Annotated in this window: 16 protein-coding genes; 3 read left to right on the plus strand and 13 right to left on the minus strand. The window is 46.8% G+C overall.

What is annotated here, in order from left to right:
- Positions 1–340: 340 nt before the first annotated feature.
- Positions 341–1,735 carry a M28 family peptidase gene (locus ABU165_RS19560; protein ID WP_318060618.1) on the plus strand — a complete coding sequence of 465 codons (1,395 nt, stop codon included), beginning with the start codon at positions 341–343 and terminating at the stop codon, positions 1,733–1,735.
- A 30-nt stretch (positions 1,736–1,765) separates the two neighbouring features.
- On the opposite strand, the gene selB is transcribed toward ABU165_RS19560, so the two are convergent.
- The 7 genes from selB to ABU165_RS19595 form a co-directional block, all read right to left on the minus strand.
- Positions 1,766–3,649 (minus strand): selenocysteine-specific translation elongation factor, encoded by a 1,884-nt coding sequence (selB, locus tag ABU165_RS19565; RefSeq protein ID WP_101547604.1) that lies wholly within the window; start codon positions 3,647–3,649, stop codon positions 1,766–1,768.
- A gap of 36 nt (positions 3,650–3,685) precedes the next feature.
- Entirely contained in the window at positions 3,686–4,522 is an 837-nt protein-coding gene (locus ABU165_RS19570; protein WP_009791071.1) for an acetate and sugar kinases/Hsc70/actin family protein, read from the minus strand.
- Between the two features lie 130 nt (positions 4,523–4,652).
- Complete coding sequence (locus ABU165_RS19575; protein WP_009791070.1) at positions 4,653–4,874, minus strand: hypothetical protein; 222 nt, start codon at positions 4,872–4,874, stop codon at positions 4,653–4,655.
- 91 nt (positions 4,875–4,965) lie between these two features.
- Positions 4,966–5,688, minus strand: a complete 723-nt coding sequence (locus ABU165_RS19580; protein ID WP_253616790.1) for a hypothetical protein — start codon at positions 5,686–5,688, stop codon at positions 4,966–4,968.
- Positions 5,689–6,359: 671 nt separating this feature from the next.
- Complete coding sequence (locus tag ABU165_RS19585) at positions 6,360–7,067, minus strand: YwaF family protein (protein ID WP_101547601.1); 708 nt, start codon at positions 7,065–7,067, stop codon at positions 6,360–6,362.
- A gap of 24 nt (positions 7,068–7,091) precedes the next feature.
- The gene (locus ABU165_RS19590; protein WP_009791066.1) at positions 7,092–7,769 is read right to left on the minus strand and encodes a Dph6-related ATP pyrophosphatase; all 678 of its coding nucleotides are present in this window, start codon (positions 7,767–7,769) and stop codon (positions 7,092–7,094) included.
- A gap of 99 nt (positions 7,770–7,868) precedes the next feature.
- Positions 7,869–8,747, minus strand: a complete 879-nt coding sequence (locus ABU165_RS19595; RefSeq protein ID WP_353762683.1) for a TetR/AcrR family transcriptional regulator — start codon at positions 8,745–8,747, stop codon at positions 7,869–7,871.
- 177 nt (positions 8,748–8,924) lie between these two features.
- On the opposite strand from ABU165_RS19595, the gene ABU165_RS19600 reads away from it, so the two are divergent.
- A complete protein-coding gene (locus ABU165_RS19600) occupies positions 8,925–11,978 on the plus strand; it encodes an efflux RND transporter permease subunit (RefSeq protein WP_318060620.1) in 3,054 nt (1,017 codons plus the stop codon).
- A gap of 500 nt (positions 11,979–12,478) precedes the next feature.
- Here the strand turns inward: ABU165_RS19600 and ABU165_RS19605 are convergent, their stop codons facing one another.
- Complete coding sequence (locus tag ABU165_RS19605) at positions 12,479–15,619, minus strand: SMC family ATPase (RefSeq protein ID WP_318060621.1); 3,141 nt, start codon at positions 15,617–15,619, stop codon at positions 12,479–12,481.
- Positions 15,616–16,761 carry an exonuclease SbcCD subunit D gene (locus ABU165_RS19610; RefSeq protein ID WP_306009961.1) on the minus strand — a complete coding sequence of 382 codons (1,146 nt, stop codon included), beginning with the start codon at positions 16,759–16,761 and terminating at the stop codon, positions 15,616–15,618. Before ABU165_RS19610 ends, ABU165_RS19605 begins: the two co-directional genes overlap by 4 nt.
- 255 nt (positions 16,762–17,016) lie before the next feature.
- On the opposite strand from ABU165_RS19610, the gene ABU165_RS19615 reads away from it, so the two are divergent.
- On the plus strand, positions 17,017–17,169 hold the full coding sequence (locus ABU165_RS19615) for a hypothetical protein (RefSeq protein ID WP_009791060.1): 153 nt from the start codon (positions 17,017–17,019) through the stop codon (positions 17,167–17,169).
- A 69-nt stretch (positions 17,170–17,238) separates the two neighbouring features.
- Here ABU165_RS19615 and ABU165_RS19620 read toward each other — a convergent pair whose 3' ends face one another.
- The 4 genes from ABU165_RS19620 to ABU165_RS19635 all read right to left on the minus strand — a co-directional run bounded on the left by ABU165_RS19620 (position 17,239) and on the right by ABU165_RS19635 (position 18,366).
- Positions 17,239–17,439, minus strand: a complete 201-nt coding sequence (locus ABU165_RS19620; protein WP_009791059.1) for a cold-shock protein — start codon at positions 17,437–17,439, stop codon at positions 17,239–17,241.
- A gap of 200 nt (positions 17,440–17,639) precedes the next feature.
- Complete coding sequence (locus tag ABU165_RS19625; protein ID WP_022543781.1) at positions 17,640–17,807, minus strand: YvrJ family protein; 168 nt, start codon at positions 17,805–17,807, stop codon at positions 17,640–17,642.
- A 91-nt stretch (positions 17,808–17,898) separates the two neighbouring features.
- On the minus strand, positions 17,899–18,117 hold the full coding sequence (locus ABU165_RS19630; RefSeq protein ID WP_022543780.1) for a DUF2922 domain-containing protein: 219 nt from the start codon (positions 18,115–18,117) through the stop codon (positions 17,899–17,901).
- A gap of 30 nt (positions 18,118–18,147) precedes the next feature.
- Positions 18,148–18,366 (minus strand): DUF1659 domain-containing protein, encoded by a 219-nt coding sequence (locus ABU165_RS19635; RefSeq protein WP_318060622.1) that lies wholly within the window; start codon positions 18,364–18,366, stop codon positions 18,148–18,150.
- Positions 18,367–18,637: the final 271 nt, after the last annotated feature.

An 18,637-nucleotide genomic window follows, 5' to 3' on the forward strand; every position in this document is an offset into this window, starting at 1 on the left:
GTGCTTGGAATTAACTATTTTTATAGGTTAATTAAGGAATATCATCTTCTATTTCCCACAAACAAATAGGTTATATACCCCATGCTTTCATCTTCTAAACTTATACAAAAATAATTTCTACCTTCTTAAGACTCAAATTTTACGACAATATCCGGAAGGAAATTTATTCCTTAATGAATTTTCTAGTCAGCACCTCCTGATTAAATAGTCGCTCCAGCAGGATGCCGGCCGAAAAATGAATGCAAAGGACTAAAAAATGCAGGAGTTTTTTACCTTATAGAAAAATTGAGAATATTCTAGACTATTAGTTGCCTATTAATTTTATCCAGGGAGGAATACTATGAAAAAAACTTTTGTTTCTATGTCATTAGCAGGCGTTTTGGCCTTTGGGGCAGTACATGTTCCTGCGCTGGCCCAGCCAAAGGAAGCTCCGAAGCTGGAAGCTATTCATGGCCTTGAGAATAGTCTTATCAAAAGGATATCAGCGGAAAAAATCTATCAATCCATCACAGATCTCTCGCAGTCTCCGCGCGTGGCAGGAACTGCGTCAGAAGATCAGGCAGTACAGTATATAAAGCAAAAATTCGAAAGTTATGGCTATAAAACAGAAATCCAGCCTTTCACCTTCTATGGCTATACGCCGCCTGAGAAGATTGAATTAACCGTCCAGGGAGCGGAAGAGCCATTATCCCCTGCCCCTTTCACTTATACAGTCAACGGGAATGTCACTGCTGAATTGGCAGAAGCAGGCCTGGGAACAAAGGAGGACGCTGCAGCTGCTGATCTGGAGGGTAAGATTGCACTGATCCAAAGAGGGGAAATCAGCTTTGCCGAAAAGGTATTGAATGCAGCTGAACAAGGTGCTGCAGGCGTTCTGATCTATAATAATGCTGATGGCCCTCTCAGCGGGACACTTGGAGAAGCCAATGAGGAGTACATACCTGCTGCAGCTTTATCAAAAGCTGAAGGTGAAAGCCTGTCAGCAAGACTTGCAGAGGGAGAAACCTTCACAGCAAACCTTGTCATTGAGGGAGCTGACGCCGGTGAAAAAACATCTCATAATGTAATTGCCGTTAAAAAACCAACTAATAAGAAGAAAGATACAGGAGAAGTCATTGTGCTTGGCGCACACCATGACTCTGTCGCAGGTGCACCGGGAGCGAATGATGATGCATCAGGCACAGCGATGACACTGGAATTGGCAAGAGTGTTCAAAAATATTCCCACTGATACAGAAATCCGCTTTGTCACATTTGGTGCTGAAGAGCTCGGCTTGCTTGGATCACGTCATTATGTAGAGAATCTGTCAGACAAGGAGCAGGATAGCATCATTGCCAATTTCAACCTTGATATGGTCGGAAGCAGGGATGCAGGCGACCTGGTGATGCTGACGGCTGATGGCGAACCGAATCTGGTGACAGAACTTGCCCAGAAATCCAGCTTAAAGCTGAATGGCACAGCAACACCGTATGGACAGGGAGGACGGAGCGACCATGTGCCTTTTGCAGAAGCAGGGATTCCGGCAGCACTTTTCATCCACAGCCCGAGTGAGCCATGGTACCACACACCGGAAGACACCATTGATAAAATCAGCAAGGACAAGCTTCAGGATGTAGCTGAAATTGTGGGATCAGCAATTTATGATCAGGCAAAATTCGACCGGAAGCTGCCTAAGCCGAAAAAAGGGAAAAAGCATAAAACGCCTCATTTATATCAAGAACAGGAAGTAAAATAATAGAAAAGCACCCTCACTGGGTGCTTTTCTCTATTTTTTCCAGATCCTTTTATTATCTTCCCGCACGGTCAGCTTCAGCTCATCAAGCCGCTCAAGGAGAGGGATGATATATTTCCTCGATAAGCCCAAAAGATCTTTAGCCACACCTACATCAAAGCTGCCTCCGGTTCCAGCCTTCAGCTTTTCAACCGCTTCATTGAAAATGTCTGCATGATAGTAATACTGGCCATCAATCGGCACGATTTTATCAGTATCTGTCAGAAAGCGGATCATATCTGGCTTTAAATCTCCCGGAATACCCGATTTGGCGAAGTAGTCGTCTAGGTATTGAACCTGCAGTCCATCTTCCCTTAACTGGTCCAGCATATTGCCAGCCCGTTTTTGCCAGCTTTTCGGAATATTCCTTTCAAAGGTTGAAGAAAACAGCCACTGCTCTTCTTTTATCCATTTTCCATCCAGGATCCCTTTTTCAACCGTAAAACCCACCAGGCTTTTGCCGTAGGTGCCAGCCAGCGACTGGACCAGCTCTGCTTTAAGGATCCCTTTCCTCATCGGAAAAGCAGAGTGGAATTCGCCAAGCTTCCCTGCTGCTTCCATGAAGGCGTTCTGCACCGTTTCGCTGTGAGCAAAGTCATTGGGCCCGATTTTTACAAAGCCGTCTTCCTGAAGCACCTGCAGGACAGTTTCTTCGTCCACACCGGTTAAATGGGCAAGCTCTGAAGGCTTCATGCTGCTGTTTATTCTAAGGGCATCGCTGATCCTTTCGTGGGGAGAACCTTGTTTTTTCTTATCGAGAAGCTCAACGGTATGCTTGCCAAACTTATATTTCCGGCCATGAGGATCAATGACCCATCCTCCGCCGATGGTTTCAGCCGGGCTGGGCCTCCTGAGGATGAACCGGTCTCCCCGCTTTGTAACCACCTCTTCGTCCAGCCTGATCTGGCACAAGATTTCTTCTTTATCTTCCTTGAGCTCGTTGCGGTCAAAAAATACAATCCGGCCCATCACTTCTGCAGTTCCGATATGGCATTTGACAGGCATCCGCTGCTTGATGGCAGACTCCAGCCCCTCTGCTGTCCTGATGCTTGCATCAAACACATTTGTCACTGTAAAACTGTCAGCGGAGACAAGGACCTGCCCCCTGGCGGCATCTTCTTTTGCGACCCCGGATAAGTTGATGGCTGTCCGCTGCCCTGCAAATGCCTTTTCTGCCTGCTTCCGGTGCACCTGGATCTGCCTTGCCCTCGTTTCAATGCCTGAGGGCAGGATCTTCAGCTGCTGGCCTTCTTCAACAGATCCTTCATAGACGGTTCCGCGGACCACAGTCCCCTGCCCCTTTACCGAAAAGGCCTGATCGATCGGCAGCCTGAAGGCGCCTGTTGTGCCGCGGGGGGTGATTTCTTTGAGTTCATCCTCAATCAGCACTTTCAGTTCTTCTATCCCTCTTAGAGAAAGGCTGTCCACGAGAACCGAAGGCGAGCCTTCAAAGACCGTTCCTTCAAGCTCCAGCAGAATCTCCTCCTCAACAAGGCCGATGAATTCTTCATCCACCCGATCAGCTTTAGAGATAACGACGATTCCTTTCTCAATGCCAAGGAACCCAAGAATCTGGAGATGCTCTTTTGTCTGCGGCATCACACCCTCGTCGGCTGCAACGACGAGGATCACAAGATCAATGCCCGCAACTCCGGCAATCATCTGCCTGATGAACCGCTCATGCCCTGGGACATCAATAACAGATACTTCCAAATCCTCATCTTCATACAAGGGAGCAAATCCCGGCTCAATGGATATCTGCCTTTCTTTTTCTTCCTTCAGCCTGTCTGTATCTATATTGGTCAACGCTTTGGTCAGCGATGTTTTGCCATGGTCAATATGGCCGGCCATACCAATCGTAAAGTATTTCTTTCCCACAAATGTGCACCTACTTTAATTCATTAATTTATCATTTCAACTGGATAAGTACGCACCAAGTGCACCGCTGTATTCCCCATTAGGCAGAAAGGCGGCATCCAGGCCTGTCATCCTGCTGTATGTAAGAAGTCCCTTTTTCAGTATTTCATTACCCTGCAGGGAACTTCCGATATAATAAATCTTTTCAGAATGATGGATATCAGCAGCCCCTTTGGTCAAAAGAACCGTTGTTTCGGCAATCATGTTAGCAGCCGCTGCCATAAGATCCTCTTCGGAAGGCTCACCCGTGATATTGGCAAAATTGCCTGCCGTCAGCTTGCCGTCAATAGGAGCTTCAACATCCTTTACCCTTTTATTCTGGCCTGCTGTCGAAGGAAGCCAGCTTCTGTCTCCATAAATATCGCTCACCAGCAGGTCGGCCTTTTCCCTGTTACCTTCAGCTGCCAGCCCGGCCAGCCTCTGATGGTCCGCTTTTCCAGTGAAAATCCTGCCAAGCCCCATAAAAGTACCTCCGCCCACACCGCTGCCCAGGATTCTTTCATGCTTTCCATCCTCTATTTTATACCAGGAAGTCCCTGTGCCGATGTTAACGAGCAGCAATCTTTTATGCGGGTGGCCCGCTTCCTTGATCAGATGGAGAGCCCCTTCACAAGTGGCCGTAAATTCAGGGATGATAGCGGCTTCGGGAAAAAAGGCCTCCTTAAGGATGGCGGCTTTACCGCCAGTAAGGACATAATCCGCAGAAGGAGCCAACGTCTTAAGCCAGTTCATCGCCTGCTCAGCCTCATTATATTCAATTCTTTTAAAATGAAGGCCATTTTCTTCGTAAACGATCTTAATCAGAGTCCCGCCAGCATCAATCCCTATTCTCACACGAATGCCTCCCCTGAATATATTAACCTCATTATAAGCAATCTTAGGAGGGGCCTGCCAGCATTAAGGCCTTTATCCAGTGATAGTTCTCGCTAAAAATAAAACCCCCTTGCAGAAAGGGGGCCAATTACTACTCCAGCATCTCGCCGGTCTGATAATCCTTCATGAAGCTCTCAATTGTTTCTTCGATCATGCCGCTTTCATCAGGAACCTGGACAATCACTTCATTTCTGCCCGTAACCGGTGTTACACTCACATTCTGATAGCGGTTGACATCCAGCTGGACGCGGAGGTCTTTTGCAATCTGCGCACTTTCCGCTCCATCTTTCAATAAAAAACGAAGGTTTTTCATGTAGGCAAAGCTCCTTCCAACTCAGTTTCTAACGCTTATTATTGGGCCGGAAGAGACAAACTATACTTTCTGCTTGGCCTGATTTCCCGCTTTATTGTTTCTTTCTAAAAATGTAAATCAACCCAGCAGCAGCAATCAAAATGCAGGCTGCTGCAGCAGTCCAGACCACTGAAGCCTGCCCGCGCTGCTCAACCGCAATCCCAATATATCCCCATATGAATACGAGCGGGTAGATGATATCTTTTTGCAGCAGCATAAAGCCAATAGCAAGCAAAGCTCCCGCAATAAGCATGATGTTTGTCCACCCCAGCTCTCCTATAGCAAGGAACTCCCCGATGCCAAAGTCTGTAAACTGCTGAAAGATAATCACAATAACAGCAATGGAGGTCCATCCAAGATAGAATGAGAACGGAACTCTGAAAAAAGTCCGATGGTATTGGCTTTTCTTGATTTTTACATAAACCATACAAAGTGCTGCCAGTGAAGCAATGAGCAGAATGGCATCTAGACCTTTTACAGCCAATCCAGCTGTAATCGACAGCCCGCTCAAGACGGCGCTGATTGAAAACCAAGGTGCTGTGCCCCTATAAAGCTCCCTTTCATCTCCTGATGAGAGAAATCCCCTGACCAGCCAGATGGCGATCAGCACATATATCAGCCCCCAGATGGAAAAAGCATAGGGCGCCGGCTGGAATAGCGTTTCATTCATCTGCCTGTTATCCCCGCTCTCTGATACTGGAGACAAAAAAGAAGCCCATAAAACGAAAAGGAATGCCAGGCAGCTGATGCTGTGCAGGATGTAAAATTTCTTCATATGCACCCTTCTTTCTAAAATGATTTCATCTTGGCTGTTTCTCCTGCTCTACCCCAGCAAGATGCCTTCTAATCCCGGCATGTGCAGTCAGCCTGCCGTAAATAGCATATTTTGCCACCCTTAAAAAAGGTGCTAAAATACTCTTCCAGGAGGCGGATGCTGCTCGTGCTTGCTAACATTCAACTACCATACCCTTCCTGCATGAGGTATAAAAAGCCGCCACTGCTATGATGGAATGACTGTATTTCTTATTACGAAATAACTCCCGTTTGTTCATTAAGCTAGTTGATGGGTCATTCCCCCGTACTGACATAAAAGAGCAGACTAGAAGAGGAAGTCCGGGACGGGTAAAAATAAGCGGAGAAATTCCCCCTAATTTCGAAAAACATCTAAAAATAGCTCAAATAGACGGAGAAATTCCGGCTATCAACTTAAAAAACTGGAAAATGGGCTACTGCGTTTCGTTTAAGCGGAAATTCTCCCTTTATTTACACCCACTAGTGCCATTTTCAACAGCTTAACCGAAAATTCTCCGCTTATTTAATGGCCTGCTGGTCACTCACTCAAATAAGGTTAAGACTTTTTGCAAAATCATTCCTTCCTCTCTTCCTTAACAACGCTCTTACCAAAAGAGCCAAAATTAAAACCCTGCCAGAGGCAGGGCTTTTCTTTTACTTTCTCTTCCGAAAACCAAACGGAGCAAGCAGCACATAAAATAAGAAAAGTGCAATCCCTTCAAGGGACAGGATATAAAATGGATAAGGCCCCAGAAAATCAATCAGCGAGCCATTGGAGGGCTTATAGGCAAGAAACATATAATTTCCCCCGGTCCATTTATTGGCCAGGTATGCAATGCCTGCAGATAAATTTAGGAACAGGAAACTCAGCCACATCCCTTTATGATCAGGTGCAAAGCCCTTTGCAAATACATAGAAAAGGCAGGTCCATATGATCAGTATATGAGTGATGAAAAATTGGAAATAACGAAAATGCGGATAGCCAAAAAATAATTCTGGCGTCAGCACCGCCATTAAGGCACCTGCTATCCCGATAAAATAAACAATGTTAAAAACGAGTCTTGATCCTGATGCGAGAAGGATCAGGCAAAGAATCAGGCTGATGGAGCACAGCTGAAGCGGCAGTGTGAATGAAACATCCCATATTCCTGCACGATACAGCCAATAGTGATAAAGCGACTCCAGGACGAATAAGCCTGAAAAGAACGTCCATCTGACCGCTAATTCATTTGCTGCAAAAAACTGCCGGTAATAGTATAAAGCAAAAGAGCCTGCCGCAAACACAAACAGCATGGTCCAATGGCCTGCCGAAAAAGCCGCAAAAGGATAGAGATCCGAATTTTGCCCGAATAGCTCTGCCACAGGGGGATCCTCCTTACTTATGTATTAAGCTTTTTCTTTTAAAGCGAAGTTTTCAAGCTCAAGCCGCTTCGTTGTCTCCAGCTGAATAATTTCTCCAGTGTCAAAGCTGACTTTTTTACGGAATAGAGGGCCGTCATAGACAAAAGTATGATATTCCCCTGCTTCACCCATCGGACAGCTGGCTGTATCTTTAATATCCCTGGCAAAGGATGCATCCACTTCGCGGCCAAGCCACTCAGTAGCAAGAATCTCATCTCTTACCCTGATCACTTTAGCCTTGTATCCAGTATCCGTGAATGCTTCCAGGGCTGATGGCGCTTCCTCTTTTTTCATCCATAAGGGATAGGATGCTTCCAGGCCTGCCGCTGCCGCCGCCTTTTCGCCCCAATCTCTGTGCTCATCTAAATAAAGATCCCCAAACGCAATCGCATCAAGTCCGTATTCCTTTTTTGCCTCTTTTAAAGCCGCGACAAAGGAATCCGTATATCCGTCAAACGTGCATTCTATAAAGCGGACCGGAATCCCGAGAGCTTCCCCCTGAAGGGATATAAGCTCCTGCTTCTCACCATGTCCAAAAGTCCTTCCCAGCTCTTTAGGGACTGTTGTCAGAAGGCACTCAACCTTTATCCCTTTCTTGACCATTAGATCAAGAGCCATGCAGCCGTCCTTGCCTCCGCTCCACGAAAGTGCTGCTTTCTTCATCTTTCCAACTCCCTGTTATTTAAATCTTCTGCCACCATTTTACCATGAAAAGGTACTGTATGGCAGAACAGTGTTGACTGCCTGTATTCACTTCAACAGTCAGTCATTCAGGATTTCCCTTTCCAGTTCCTTGGCTTCCTTCCGGATATCTTCCTCACCCTTCAGTAAAGCAAACAGCCCTTCCAGGATGATTTGTTCAGGATTGGATTTTTTGGTTTCTTCGGAAATCCGGTTTGCAATCTCTTTTAACCATGAAGATTTTTGCGGTTCCAGACTGTTCAGCTTTTGATAAAGATCCTTCCATGCCTGTTCCCTTTTTTCAAATGATACAAAAGCGCCTTCCTTATCCATATGAACGACAAAATGCTGCATCATTTCGTCATTAAGAATGGGGTTTCCGCCCTTTTCAAGAAAATCATTCGCCACCGCATCAAGCTGCCGGACTAAATGGACGCCTATCTCATCCGGTTCGATCTTTGCCTGGTCAGACACCATCAGCATCATATATGTCCGATAGATCGATTGAATCATGAACAGCAGATCCCATTGATAAGTCCTGATTCTTTCCCCATACAGCTCCAGCAGGCTTTTTTGAAGCCAGGAAAACAATCTTCCCCTCATCCTGTGCTCCATCCCTGCAATCTTTTCGCTGTTAACAGCCGTCTCTCCCCTCATCTGCATCTTCATGTAAGCCTTATATTCCAGAATCCCTTCAAACTGGGCACTGAACTGCTTCTCCAGCTTATGCTTAGGCTCCAAGTCCCCATCCAGTCCGATGACAAGGACTCTTTCAAAGACGAGCTGCTGGTAATGCTCATAAATGGAAATAATCAGATCTTCCTTTGATGAAAAAAAAGAATACAGTGATCCTTTTGCAATCCCTACACCGTCCGCAATTTCCTGCATGGATGTCTGGCTGTACCCTTTTTCAGCAAAAAGTTCAACAGCTGTTTCTAAAATCGCTTCGCGTTTGTTCATCATCACACCTCATATCTTTATGCCAGCACATTCTATAAACACATTCATTCTTGACTATTTAAATGGAGTCATGCAAAAATGACCATGTAGTCAAGAGTTTTCCCCTTGATAATATTAGATTTCATTTTACATTAAACAAAATTTGACCGACCAGTCAAACCTCAGGAGGAATGCATTATGCTTGAATGGATACTAAAGAGATCCAAAATCTTTATCATTTTGTTCTTATTATTTATTATCGTTGGCGTCTTCACTTTTCTTCAGCTTCCGCAAAGGGAAATTCCCGAGACTTCCATCAATATCGGAACGGTCAGCACCGTCTATCCTGGAGCAACGGTCGATAGTGTGGAAAGAAATATTACCAACCCGATAGAAACAAAGCTGCAGTCCATTGAGGGAATCGAGGAACTAAGCTCATCCTCAAGCGCAGGCTTTTCTTCTATTATCGTAACGGTTGCCGACGGAGAAGACAAAAAAGAAGTGTTCGGCAATGTGCGCCAGGCTATCTCTGACCTTACAGCTTCTTTCCCGGAAGAAGCCTTTGAACCGGAAGTCAGTGAAGCAAATGTCAAGATGCCAATTGTATCTTACCATTTGACGGGCAGCGACAGTGAAAGCCTTTTTGCTCTTCAGGACGAACTTTCACGCTGGAAAGAAGAGGTTGAATCTGTACCTGGGATTTCGGGCGCTGTAATCAAAGGCCTGCCTGACGAGAAAATTTCTATTGAGCTGGATCCCGAGCTGCTGAAGGAGAAAGGCATTATTCTGCCGGATGTAATCAGCAGCATCAATGATGAATTCTATCCTGCACCATTAGGAAAGCAGGAAATGGATCAGGAAATCGTGCAGCTTACATTAGAGCATTACAGCTCTGTTGAGGATATGGAAAAATTATTTGTCGGCAAATCGCCGCAGGGTGAATCCGTTTTGCTTGGCGACATCGGAAAAGCTGAAGTCGTGCAGCAGGAAACGGAGGATATTGTCACTATTGATGGAAAGCCTTCTATATCTTTTACTGCCTTTGTCGAAGCAGGACAGGATATCCCCTCCGTTGACGAATCAGTCAGCAGCCTGGTCGAAGATTTGGGAAAAGGACTGCCTGACGATATTGAACTTCAGCCATATTATTCACAGGCAGATCAGGTATCCGATATTTTTGACGGCCTCTATTTGTCTCTTGCCATATCAGTTGCGGCAGTCATCCTGACTACGGCTCTTGGACTGACCGCCTCAGGGGCATTCGTCGTTGCACTCGCTGTCCCGATTTCCGTATTGATGGGGCTGATCCCCCTTCCGTTCGCCGATGTCGACTTGAACCAGATTTCCGTCATCGGGGCGATCATCGCGCTAGGTATCCTTGTTGATGACAGTATCGTCGTCAATGATAATATCCAAAGGCGCTATAAAATGGGTGAAGGGGCGATGCTTGGCGCAATCAATGGCACAAAGGAGATTTGGGTTTCCATCGTCACATCATCGCTGGCGATTGTTTTCACCTTCCTTCCACTCGTCTTTCTTTCCGGGGGGAACGGGGCTTTCATACGAGCTTTGCCGACCGTTTTAATAACGACCATTTTGGCATCAACACTCGTCGCATTGATATTCGTGCCAATGATGCGCTTTATGCTTTACCGGAAAACGAGCAAAAAAGTTTCTGACGCTCCCGGGCTGCTCGGGAGGCCGCTCAATCTAATGGCAGATATTTATGCAGACAAAATCCTTAAGCCATTTTCCAAAAGGCCGAAGCTTGTCGGTTTTCTTGGCTTAATTTTTACAACGGCGATCTTTGGGCTCGCTGTACTGACTCCCTTTGAGTTCTTCCCAGCCGCCGACCGTGAAGAGGTGACCATTGACGTTACACTCCCAATCGGTGTGACCCTCGAGGACACAGCCGGGCAGCTTAGGGACATTGAAGAAATGCTGCTGACTGACCCTGGCGTCAAGGAAACAAGCGTATTTGCCGGAACCGGCCTGCCTAACCTTTTCAACAGCTCCCTGCAGGCAACCGGAGAGAATACGGGGCAGATCGTCGCAAGGGTTGACCGCAAGAACCAGACTGCCCAGGGGCTTATTGACGACTGGTCATCTGTTCTGAGGGAAAAATATCCAGATGCTGAAATATTCATGGAAACCATCCAGCAGGGCCCTCCTGCAGGCGCCCCTGTCACAGTCACGGTAAAGGGGCCTGAAATAGAAAGGCTCCTTGAGCTCAGGGATACACTGTCCGGGAAAATAGAAGACGCTGGGGCAGACTTTGTAGTCGACAATATCGGAACTCCAGAGCCGGCTGTAAAATATGTCCCTGACCGTGCCAAATTAGAAGAATACGGCATTACCATCAACCAGATCAGCGAACAGATCAGCCTTGCAACTGAAGGCATTCCGCTGCAGGCATTTGATAATGGTGTATCTAAGCGCGATATGAATATCATTCTTGGGGACCCTGAAGAACCCCTGAACCTTGAAGAACTCGAGATTCCGGCTGCCGGCAGCACACAGGCCGGGCCGCCGGAACTTGTTCCTGTCTCAGAGCTTGTGGCTGAGGAAAGGACTGAAGAAATTCAGCGCATCCCCCACCAGGATGGAGACCGGGCGATTACCATAAGGGCCTTCCCTAAAGAGGAGGAAGGCTTCAAGGAGAATGTCCAGAAAATCGTAGAGGAAGAGCGGGAAGCATTGGACAGCAATGATTACAGCATCCAATTAGGCGGAGAGAACCAGGCGCAAAATGACTTCTTTGCCGAAATCACCGTTCTGTTCATCATTGTCATCTTCCTGGTGTATCTGCTGATCGCCTTCCAATTCAATTCACTGGGCCTTCCGTTCCTGGTTCTGACAGCCGTTTACCTGGCAATTGCCGGCAGCATCCTCGGCCTGTTCGTTACACAGACGCCGATTTCTTTCCTCGCTGTCATGGGAATGGTTTCACTGACGGGAATCGTTGTCCGCAACTCTGTCGTCCTGATCGAATTTATGGAACAGGGCCTGCGTGAAGGAATGGCCATTAAGGATGCTGTAGTGGAAGCCGGCCGTGTGAGACTGAGGCCGATCCTTCTGACTGCTTTAACATCCATCGTGGCGCTGATACCAGTCGCAGTCAGCGGAGATGCCCTCTTTACACCGCTGGCCATAACGATCATTTCAGGGATACTGTTCTCAGTTATCCTTACTGTCATCATCGTGCCGATGCTTTATCTTGGATTTAAGAAAGTGCCGGCTGAGAGCAAGTAGAATGGGAAAAACATCCTGCGGCATGTGCTGCAGGATGTTTTTTTGATATGGAGAGGATTATGTGGTTGGAATTGATGGGATTTGGCTTTTTCAATACAGTTGGGGATTTGTACGTGGATCTTGCTTTGATTTGGATTCTTTCTATGCATGATTGGATTTCCTTACGGTATTGGTGCATTGATTTTGTTTTATTCTATGCGTGGCTTGGCTCTTTTCAGGGGACTCATGCATTGATTGTGCTCTATTCTATGCATGACGCAGCTTTTCTCACGGGTATCATGCATCGATTACCCTCTATTCTATGCATGTGTCGGCTCTCTCCATTGCACTCATGTATCGATTACTCTCTATTCTATACATGACTCGGCTCTTTCCCCTTACACTCGTTCATCAATTACACTTTTCTATATAAAACAACACCCTTGCCCTTCCTGCTCCAATCATCAAACATCCCAACGCAAACCAAACAGGGCAGGAATCCAATTCCTGCCCCGTTCATTTTATCCGTTTAAAAAGTGGAATTCAGTCCTGCTTCCCTGCTGGGTTGCGGTGACTTCAAGCCTGACATCGATGCGCTCCTTCAGTTCAGGCACATGGGAGATGATGCCCACAAGCCTTCCTGTGCTCTGGATGTCGATCAGTGCTTCTATGGCCTGGTCAAGTGATTCAGGATCAAGAGTACCGAACCCTTCGTCGATGAACATCGTTTCAAGCGAGACACCGCCAGCATATTGCTGGACAACTTCTGCCAGACCCAGCGCAAGCGACAATGCCGCCTTAAAACTCTCGCCGCCAGACAATGTCTTAACATGGCGCTCCTGCCCTGTGTACTGGTCAAAAATGAGCAGCTCAAGCCCGCTTTGAACATTTCCTTTGGAACGGTCCGTCTTCCTTAGAAGCCGGTATCTGCCGCTCGTCATCTTGCCCAGCCTGCCATTTGCTTCCCGCAGGATATCATCAAGGAAAGCTGCAAGCACATAGCGCTCAAATGTAATCCTGAATGTATTCTGTCCCTTGGAAATCTCAAACAGATGGCCAAGGAGATGATACTGCTCCTCAAGCTGTTTGATGTCTTCGTTGATTTCTGTGACCTTTTTGTGGATTTCCCCGTTTTCCCGCTTTTTCATGAGCAGGCCGGTATACTGCTCCTGCAGTGCAGCCAGCAGCTTGTCCACTTCCCCGAATTGCTCCTTCAGGGCCTGGATATCAGGCTCCTTAACATCCTTCAGCAATTCTGTCAGCTCATGGTACCTGTCGGCAGCGGAGCGGAGTTCTTCCCGATAGCTTCTGAGCTCTGCCTGCAGGCCCTCAAGCTCCCTTTCATTCCTTTTGGCATGATGATAGTCCTGGTATACAGTAAAGCCCTGCCCGACCATCCTGTCCCGGAACAGCTCCCGCTCGGCGGAAAGCTTATCGCCGGTCTGCTTCAGCTGGTTTTCCGCCACCTCAAGGCGAGTCTTCTCATTAGAATGCTTTTCCCTTGTATCGGTATAGGCAGCCTGTGCCTCTTCCAGCCTCTGAGTAAGTTTTTGCTGATGCTGTTGGGCCGCCTGCAGCTCTTCCTCATATGCCTGCCGGGAGCGGAGGTTTTCAGGAACAGTTTCCATCATTCTGGAAAGCACTGTATTTTTCTCCGCAAAAAGAATGCCTGCTTCCTGATTGTCCGCTGCGGCCTGGCGAAGCTCATCAGCTTGCCTGCTTTTCTCACTTTCAGCTCTTTTGATTTCCTGCTCAAGCCTGTCAGCCTGAGCCGCTTTCCTGCGGAACCCTGCAAGCTCACTTTCCATCCTGCTTCTTTCCGAGAGGAGCTCCTGTTTATAGGACGTGATGCTATCCTCTAAAAGCCCCGGTTTTTGTTCTGCCACTCTGGCAGCAAGTTCAGCAATCGACTCTTTCAGGCTGGTGGCTGCCGACTGGATTTCATAATAGCGTGACTCTGCCTTCGAGCGGTCCTCCTCGCAAGAGAGCTGCTGCTTCTTTGCTGCCTCAATATCCTTTTCATCGGGAAAATCCGGGCCGCCGGATACGGCAGGCAATGGATGCTCCATGGATCCGCATACAGGGCATGCTTCTCCATCCTGAAGCTTGCCGGCAAGTATGGCCGCCTGGCCATGCAGCCATTTCTGCTCAAGCTCTGCCACGAGCTGCCTGGCATCTTCAGCGCGGGCCTGCTGCTTTTCCAGCAGCTGTTTTTGCTGTTCCAATTTTTCAAGAGAATCAGCCAGCTTCTGTTCCTGACTCTCATATTTATTGATATTTTCAAGAAGAGATTGGGAGCCTTCAAGCTTCCTCTCCATTTCCACGGATTGCAGGAGGCTTCCATCGGCCTCTTTTTTCTCAGCATTGAGCCTTTTTAATGTTTCCTCCCACTGCTTCTGGCCTGCTTCAAGATTCTCTATTGTTTGTCTCGTGGAATCGAGCCTCTTTTTCAGTATTTCAGCCTCTGATTTAGTTTTGGACAGGGCGAGGACATCTTCTTTCATCGCCTGCAGCCTTGAGACTGCTTCCGCTGACTCGTTTCTTTCAGCTTCCCTGTTCTTTTCATGCTGATATGCGGCTTCTTTTTGCTGGAGAAGCTGATATAATGCCTCCGTACTTTTCTCGAGCCGTTCAAATTCAGCTTTGCAAGAGTCCAAATCACTTTTCAGCTTATGGCACAGCTCTTCCTGCTGCTCAAGTATTGCCGCCTTTTGAGCGAGGATGATTTCCTGCTCTTTTGCTTCTGACCATTCCTTCCGGCTTTCCAGCTCTTCTTTTTTCGCCTTGAGCTCCTCTTTTTGAGCCAGCTGCTTCAGGACTGCTTCTGCCTCATAGATTTTCTGCTGGAGAGAATCCCTTTCCTCCTGCTTCTTACGGCCCTCATGGACAAGCTTATCCATTTCCCCGTTTAAAAGCTCGATCTCTTTTTCGAGCAGCCGGAGGATTCTGCTGTCGTTCAGCGTATCTTCTTCCAGAGCTACGATCAGGTCTTCCTGATAGGAGGCATGGATTCCATGCAGAAGATGGTTTCTCCTGTCAGCCTGCTTTTCGACACTCTTCTTCAGCTCTGTCGCTTCAGTCCTGAGCTTTTCTTCGATTTTTTTATAGATCTCCGTATGGAACAGCCTTTGGAGGATAACCTCTTTTTCTTTGCTGTCTGATGTGAGCAGCTTGCGGAATTCCCCCTGTGGAATCATCAGAATCTGCCGGAATTGGCTGCTGTCGATAAGCATGATCTCTTTTATCTTCTCATCCACATCCCTGACATTGGCAGCGAGCAGCACTTTCTCATTTTTTTCATCATACATATAAAGCTCGGCCCTGGCGCCAATAGTTGTAAAGCCTTCGCCCCGCTCCTTCTTTTTTTCCTGCTGTGGAGAACGTGTGATATAGTAGGTGCGGTCTCGGAGTGAGAATTGAAGCGACACCTCTGTCAGCAGATTATTTTCAGCGAATTGGCTTCTAAGCTCGGGGCCATTTCTGTCTTCCCCGCTTGCTTTTCCATAAATGGCATAGCTGATGCCGTCAAAGATCGTGGTTTTGCCCGCTCCGGTCTTGCCTGAGATCACGAACATGGTTTTGCTGCCGAGCGAGGAAAAATCAATCTCTTCGGTCCCTGCATAAGGCCCGAATGCCTGCATTGCCAGCTTCAAAGGCTTCATTTCAATCCCTCCTCCTTCAGCACAGACTGGATGATATCCGCCATCGCTGACTTTTTATCCTCTGTGAATTCAGCTTCTGTCATTTCTTTATAAAATTGCTCAAAAAGATCCAGTTCGGATTTTTTCTCTTCTTTCACAGCCTGGAAGGCTATTTTCCTTTTCAGGTCGGTCTGTTCGATTTTTCTGTCCAGATGGAGGACGTTCGGATATAACTGCCGCAGTTTGCCCATCGGATCAATGAGGCTGCCGTCATCCAGCAGGGTGATTTTCAGATAATCCAAATGATTCTGCCCTTCCGCAAACGATGGATCGAGAAGCTCCTCCAGATAGCCTTCCACCTCGCGCATATCCTGCTTGGGAGCAAGAGAATGTTCGCGGATGTCAAAAGAGCCATTATCATTCATCTCAATGATGGAAACTGACTTTTTCTGCTTAGCTTCAGAAAAAGAGTACTTCAGCAGTGAGCCGGCATACCTGACTGTATCATGCTTGATGGCGTCCGGGCTGTGAAGATGGCCGAGCGCCGTATAGGAGAAAGGCGCAAAAAGATCCGCAGTGACGCAGCCGGAACCGCCGACAGATAAAGTCCTTTCAGAATCGCTGGTCTGTCCTCCCAGCACGAAGGCATGGCCGACAAGCACATTCGGTTCATTAGGATTGATTGTTTCTTCCATTTTTCCGATAAGGCTCTTCATGGCATCCTGATGGGAGTGGATGGAATCGTCTCCCAATAGCTGCCTGACAGTACCGGGTTCTGCATAAGGCACCAGGTAGAAGTTAACGCCATTTATATGTACAGGACGAAAGCAGGCTTCAATATTGCCGTTCAGATAAAACTGGCTGTGCTGATACCACGAGCTGCCGAAAGACAGTCGTTCAGCACTGTCATGGTTCCCGGAAATCGCCACGATCGGCGTTTTAAGATCAATATTAAGCTTAAACAGGGTTTCGTCCAGCAGGCGTACAGCATCTGTCGGCGGGACAGAACGGTCATAAAGGTCACCTGCTATAACAATGGCGTCCGGCTTTTCTTCCTCCACCAGTTTGACAAACTGCTGCAGTACCTCCCGCTGATCATCTGTCATATACACACCATGGACAAGCTTGCCCAGATGCCAGTCTGCCGTATGGATAAACTTCATGATTCTCCCCCTCTTTTAACCTTATTGCTTCTATTTCAGAATCCTATCATTATATCAAAAAGAGGATAGTGATGGTTTCTGAAAAAATAGGAAGCTTTCATCCAGAATGTTTGTTCTCTTATTTTAACAGAAAACGCACTTTCTCACCGAGAAAATTTTTCCAGAAAAGACTGAATTTACTTAGGCAGGTTTCAAATGACCTCTGATGGGTATATAGTAGTAGTAATATAAGACTAAAATAGGGGCAGAGAAAAAATGACAGAACAAATGATTTTTTTAAATGAATTGAAAGAGTTATTGAATGAATACTGCCGCTGCAATGTAAAGCCGGTCAAAAAGGCTATTTATAAAGATATCCTTCTGATCTGCAGGGCATTTGCCAATATGGATGAAGGCCGCGCCGCTTGAAGCCCCTGCTTTTTAAATAAAAAAACAGTCCAGCCGCGGAGGCTGAACTGCGATATATGGTATTTCTAATTATAGTTTAGTAACGTTAGCCGCTTGAGGTCCGCGAGCTCCTTCAACAACTTCGAAAGAAACTTCTTGGCCTTCTTCCAGGGATTTAAAACCTTCTGATTGGATAGCAGAATAGTGAACGAATACATCGTTTCCGTCTTCAGCTTCGATGAAACCAAAACCTTTTTCTGCATTAAACCATTTTACTTTACCGTTTTTCATAAGAAAAATCCTCCTAATGGCCAGCTTCAGCCATGTGTAAATTCACCATTTACAGCGCATATAGCTTTTACGAATCTTCACTTCTCCAAGCAAGTATTAACCTCTGGAACAAGCAGCTTTGCAAATCTATCACGGTGCAGAACGGCTGATTTAAATGTAGCATTATTCCAATTTACTGTCAAGGATTGGCACCTGTTTCATTATAGGCCGGAAGCACTGTCATGCCTGGCTTTTTCCTTTAAACTGCCGGGCAGATTCTGTATGGATTGCACCACTGAATCCAGCTTCGCCTCAATCCGGTGAAGCAGATACAAAGTGACAACAATCGGGAATCCTACATCGCTGATTAATGGAATTAATTGGTCCATACTATTCCTCCTCCTAAGGCTTTTGGTCTCTTCTTCAAAGAGTTCTAATAAAGAAAGAGGCCGGCCCATGACGGCACCGGCCCTGCTTCTATTACACTAGTTCATAGTCAGTTACATTGCGGTCAATTACTCTGGCTCCTTTGACAGAAACCAGCTTTCCGCTAGGCCCTGCAAAAATGTCAGCTGCGATCAGCTCTTCCATTGCCTGCTTCACGGCGGCCGTATCGATTGGTTCTTTTGGTGAATCTACTGTCAGGGATGCGGTTTTGCCGTTTTCAGTGAGAAATTGGATTTCCAGTGTTTTAGCCATCATCTCACCTCCTTTCCCGATTCATTTTTATTAGGCGATTACATCAAAGCTGTCGTTTCTTTGAACAGAGTTGACAGGATGTTCGCTTAGAGATCCGAACGCCCGGGCTGCCTGGTGAAGCTGGTCAGCGGTAGCTGAATTTTTTACATTGGACAATGTCTTGGACTTGTAAATCGGATCGCCTTTTTCGTTCATTCCTGTTTCGAAGTAGATTCGAAGGCTGGTAGCTGTTGCAACTGTTTGTGCCATCGTGCATCACCTCCTTTCACCTTCTATATATAGATTTGCCGGCGAAAAGGACATGGGTGATGATAAATTTTTCAGAAAAAGTTCGTCTGTGATGTGTGTGAAAGAGAGTTTCAAACGCTTAAGAAGAGGGAATCTCAAAATTCAAAATAAAGATAGAGGCAGGAGTAATGGCCGGGGAAGCCGGTATAGGTGGATTTAAGCAATGGGTTATATTTATTAAAGGGGTCTGCTGATTTGCGTTCCAGGCACTTCGCTTTCCGCGGGGCGGCGC

It is taken from the genome of Cytobacillus sp. T106 (genome assembly GCF_040492155.1).
Lineage (GTDB): Bacteria > Bacillota > Bacilli > Bacillales > Cytobacillaceae > Bacillus_AB > Bacillus_AB infantis.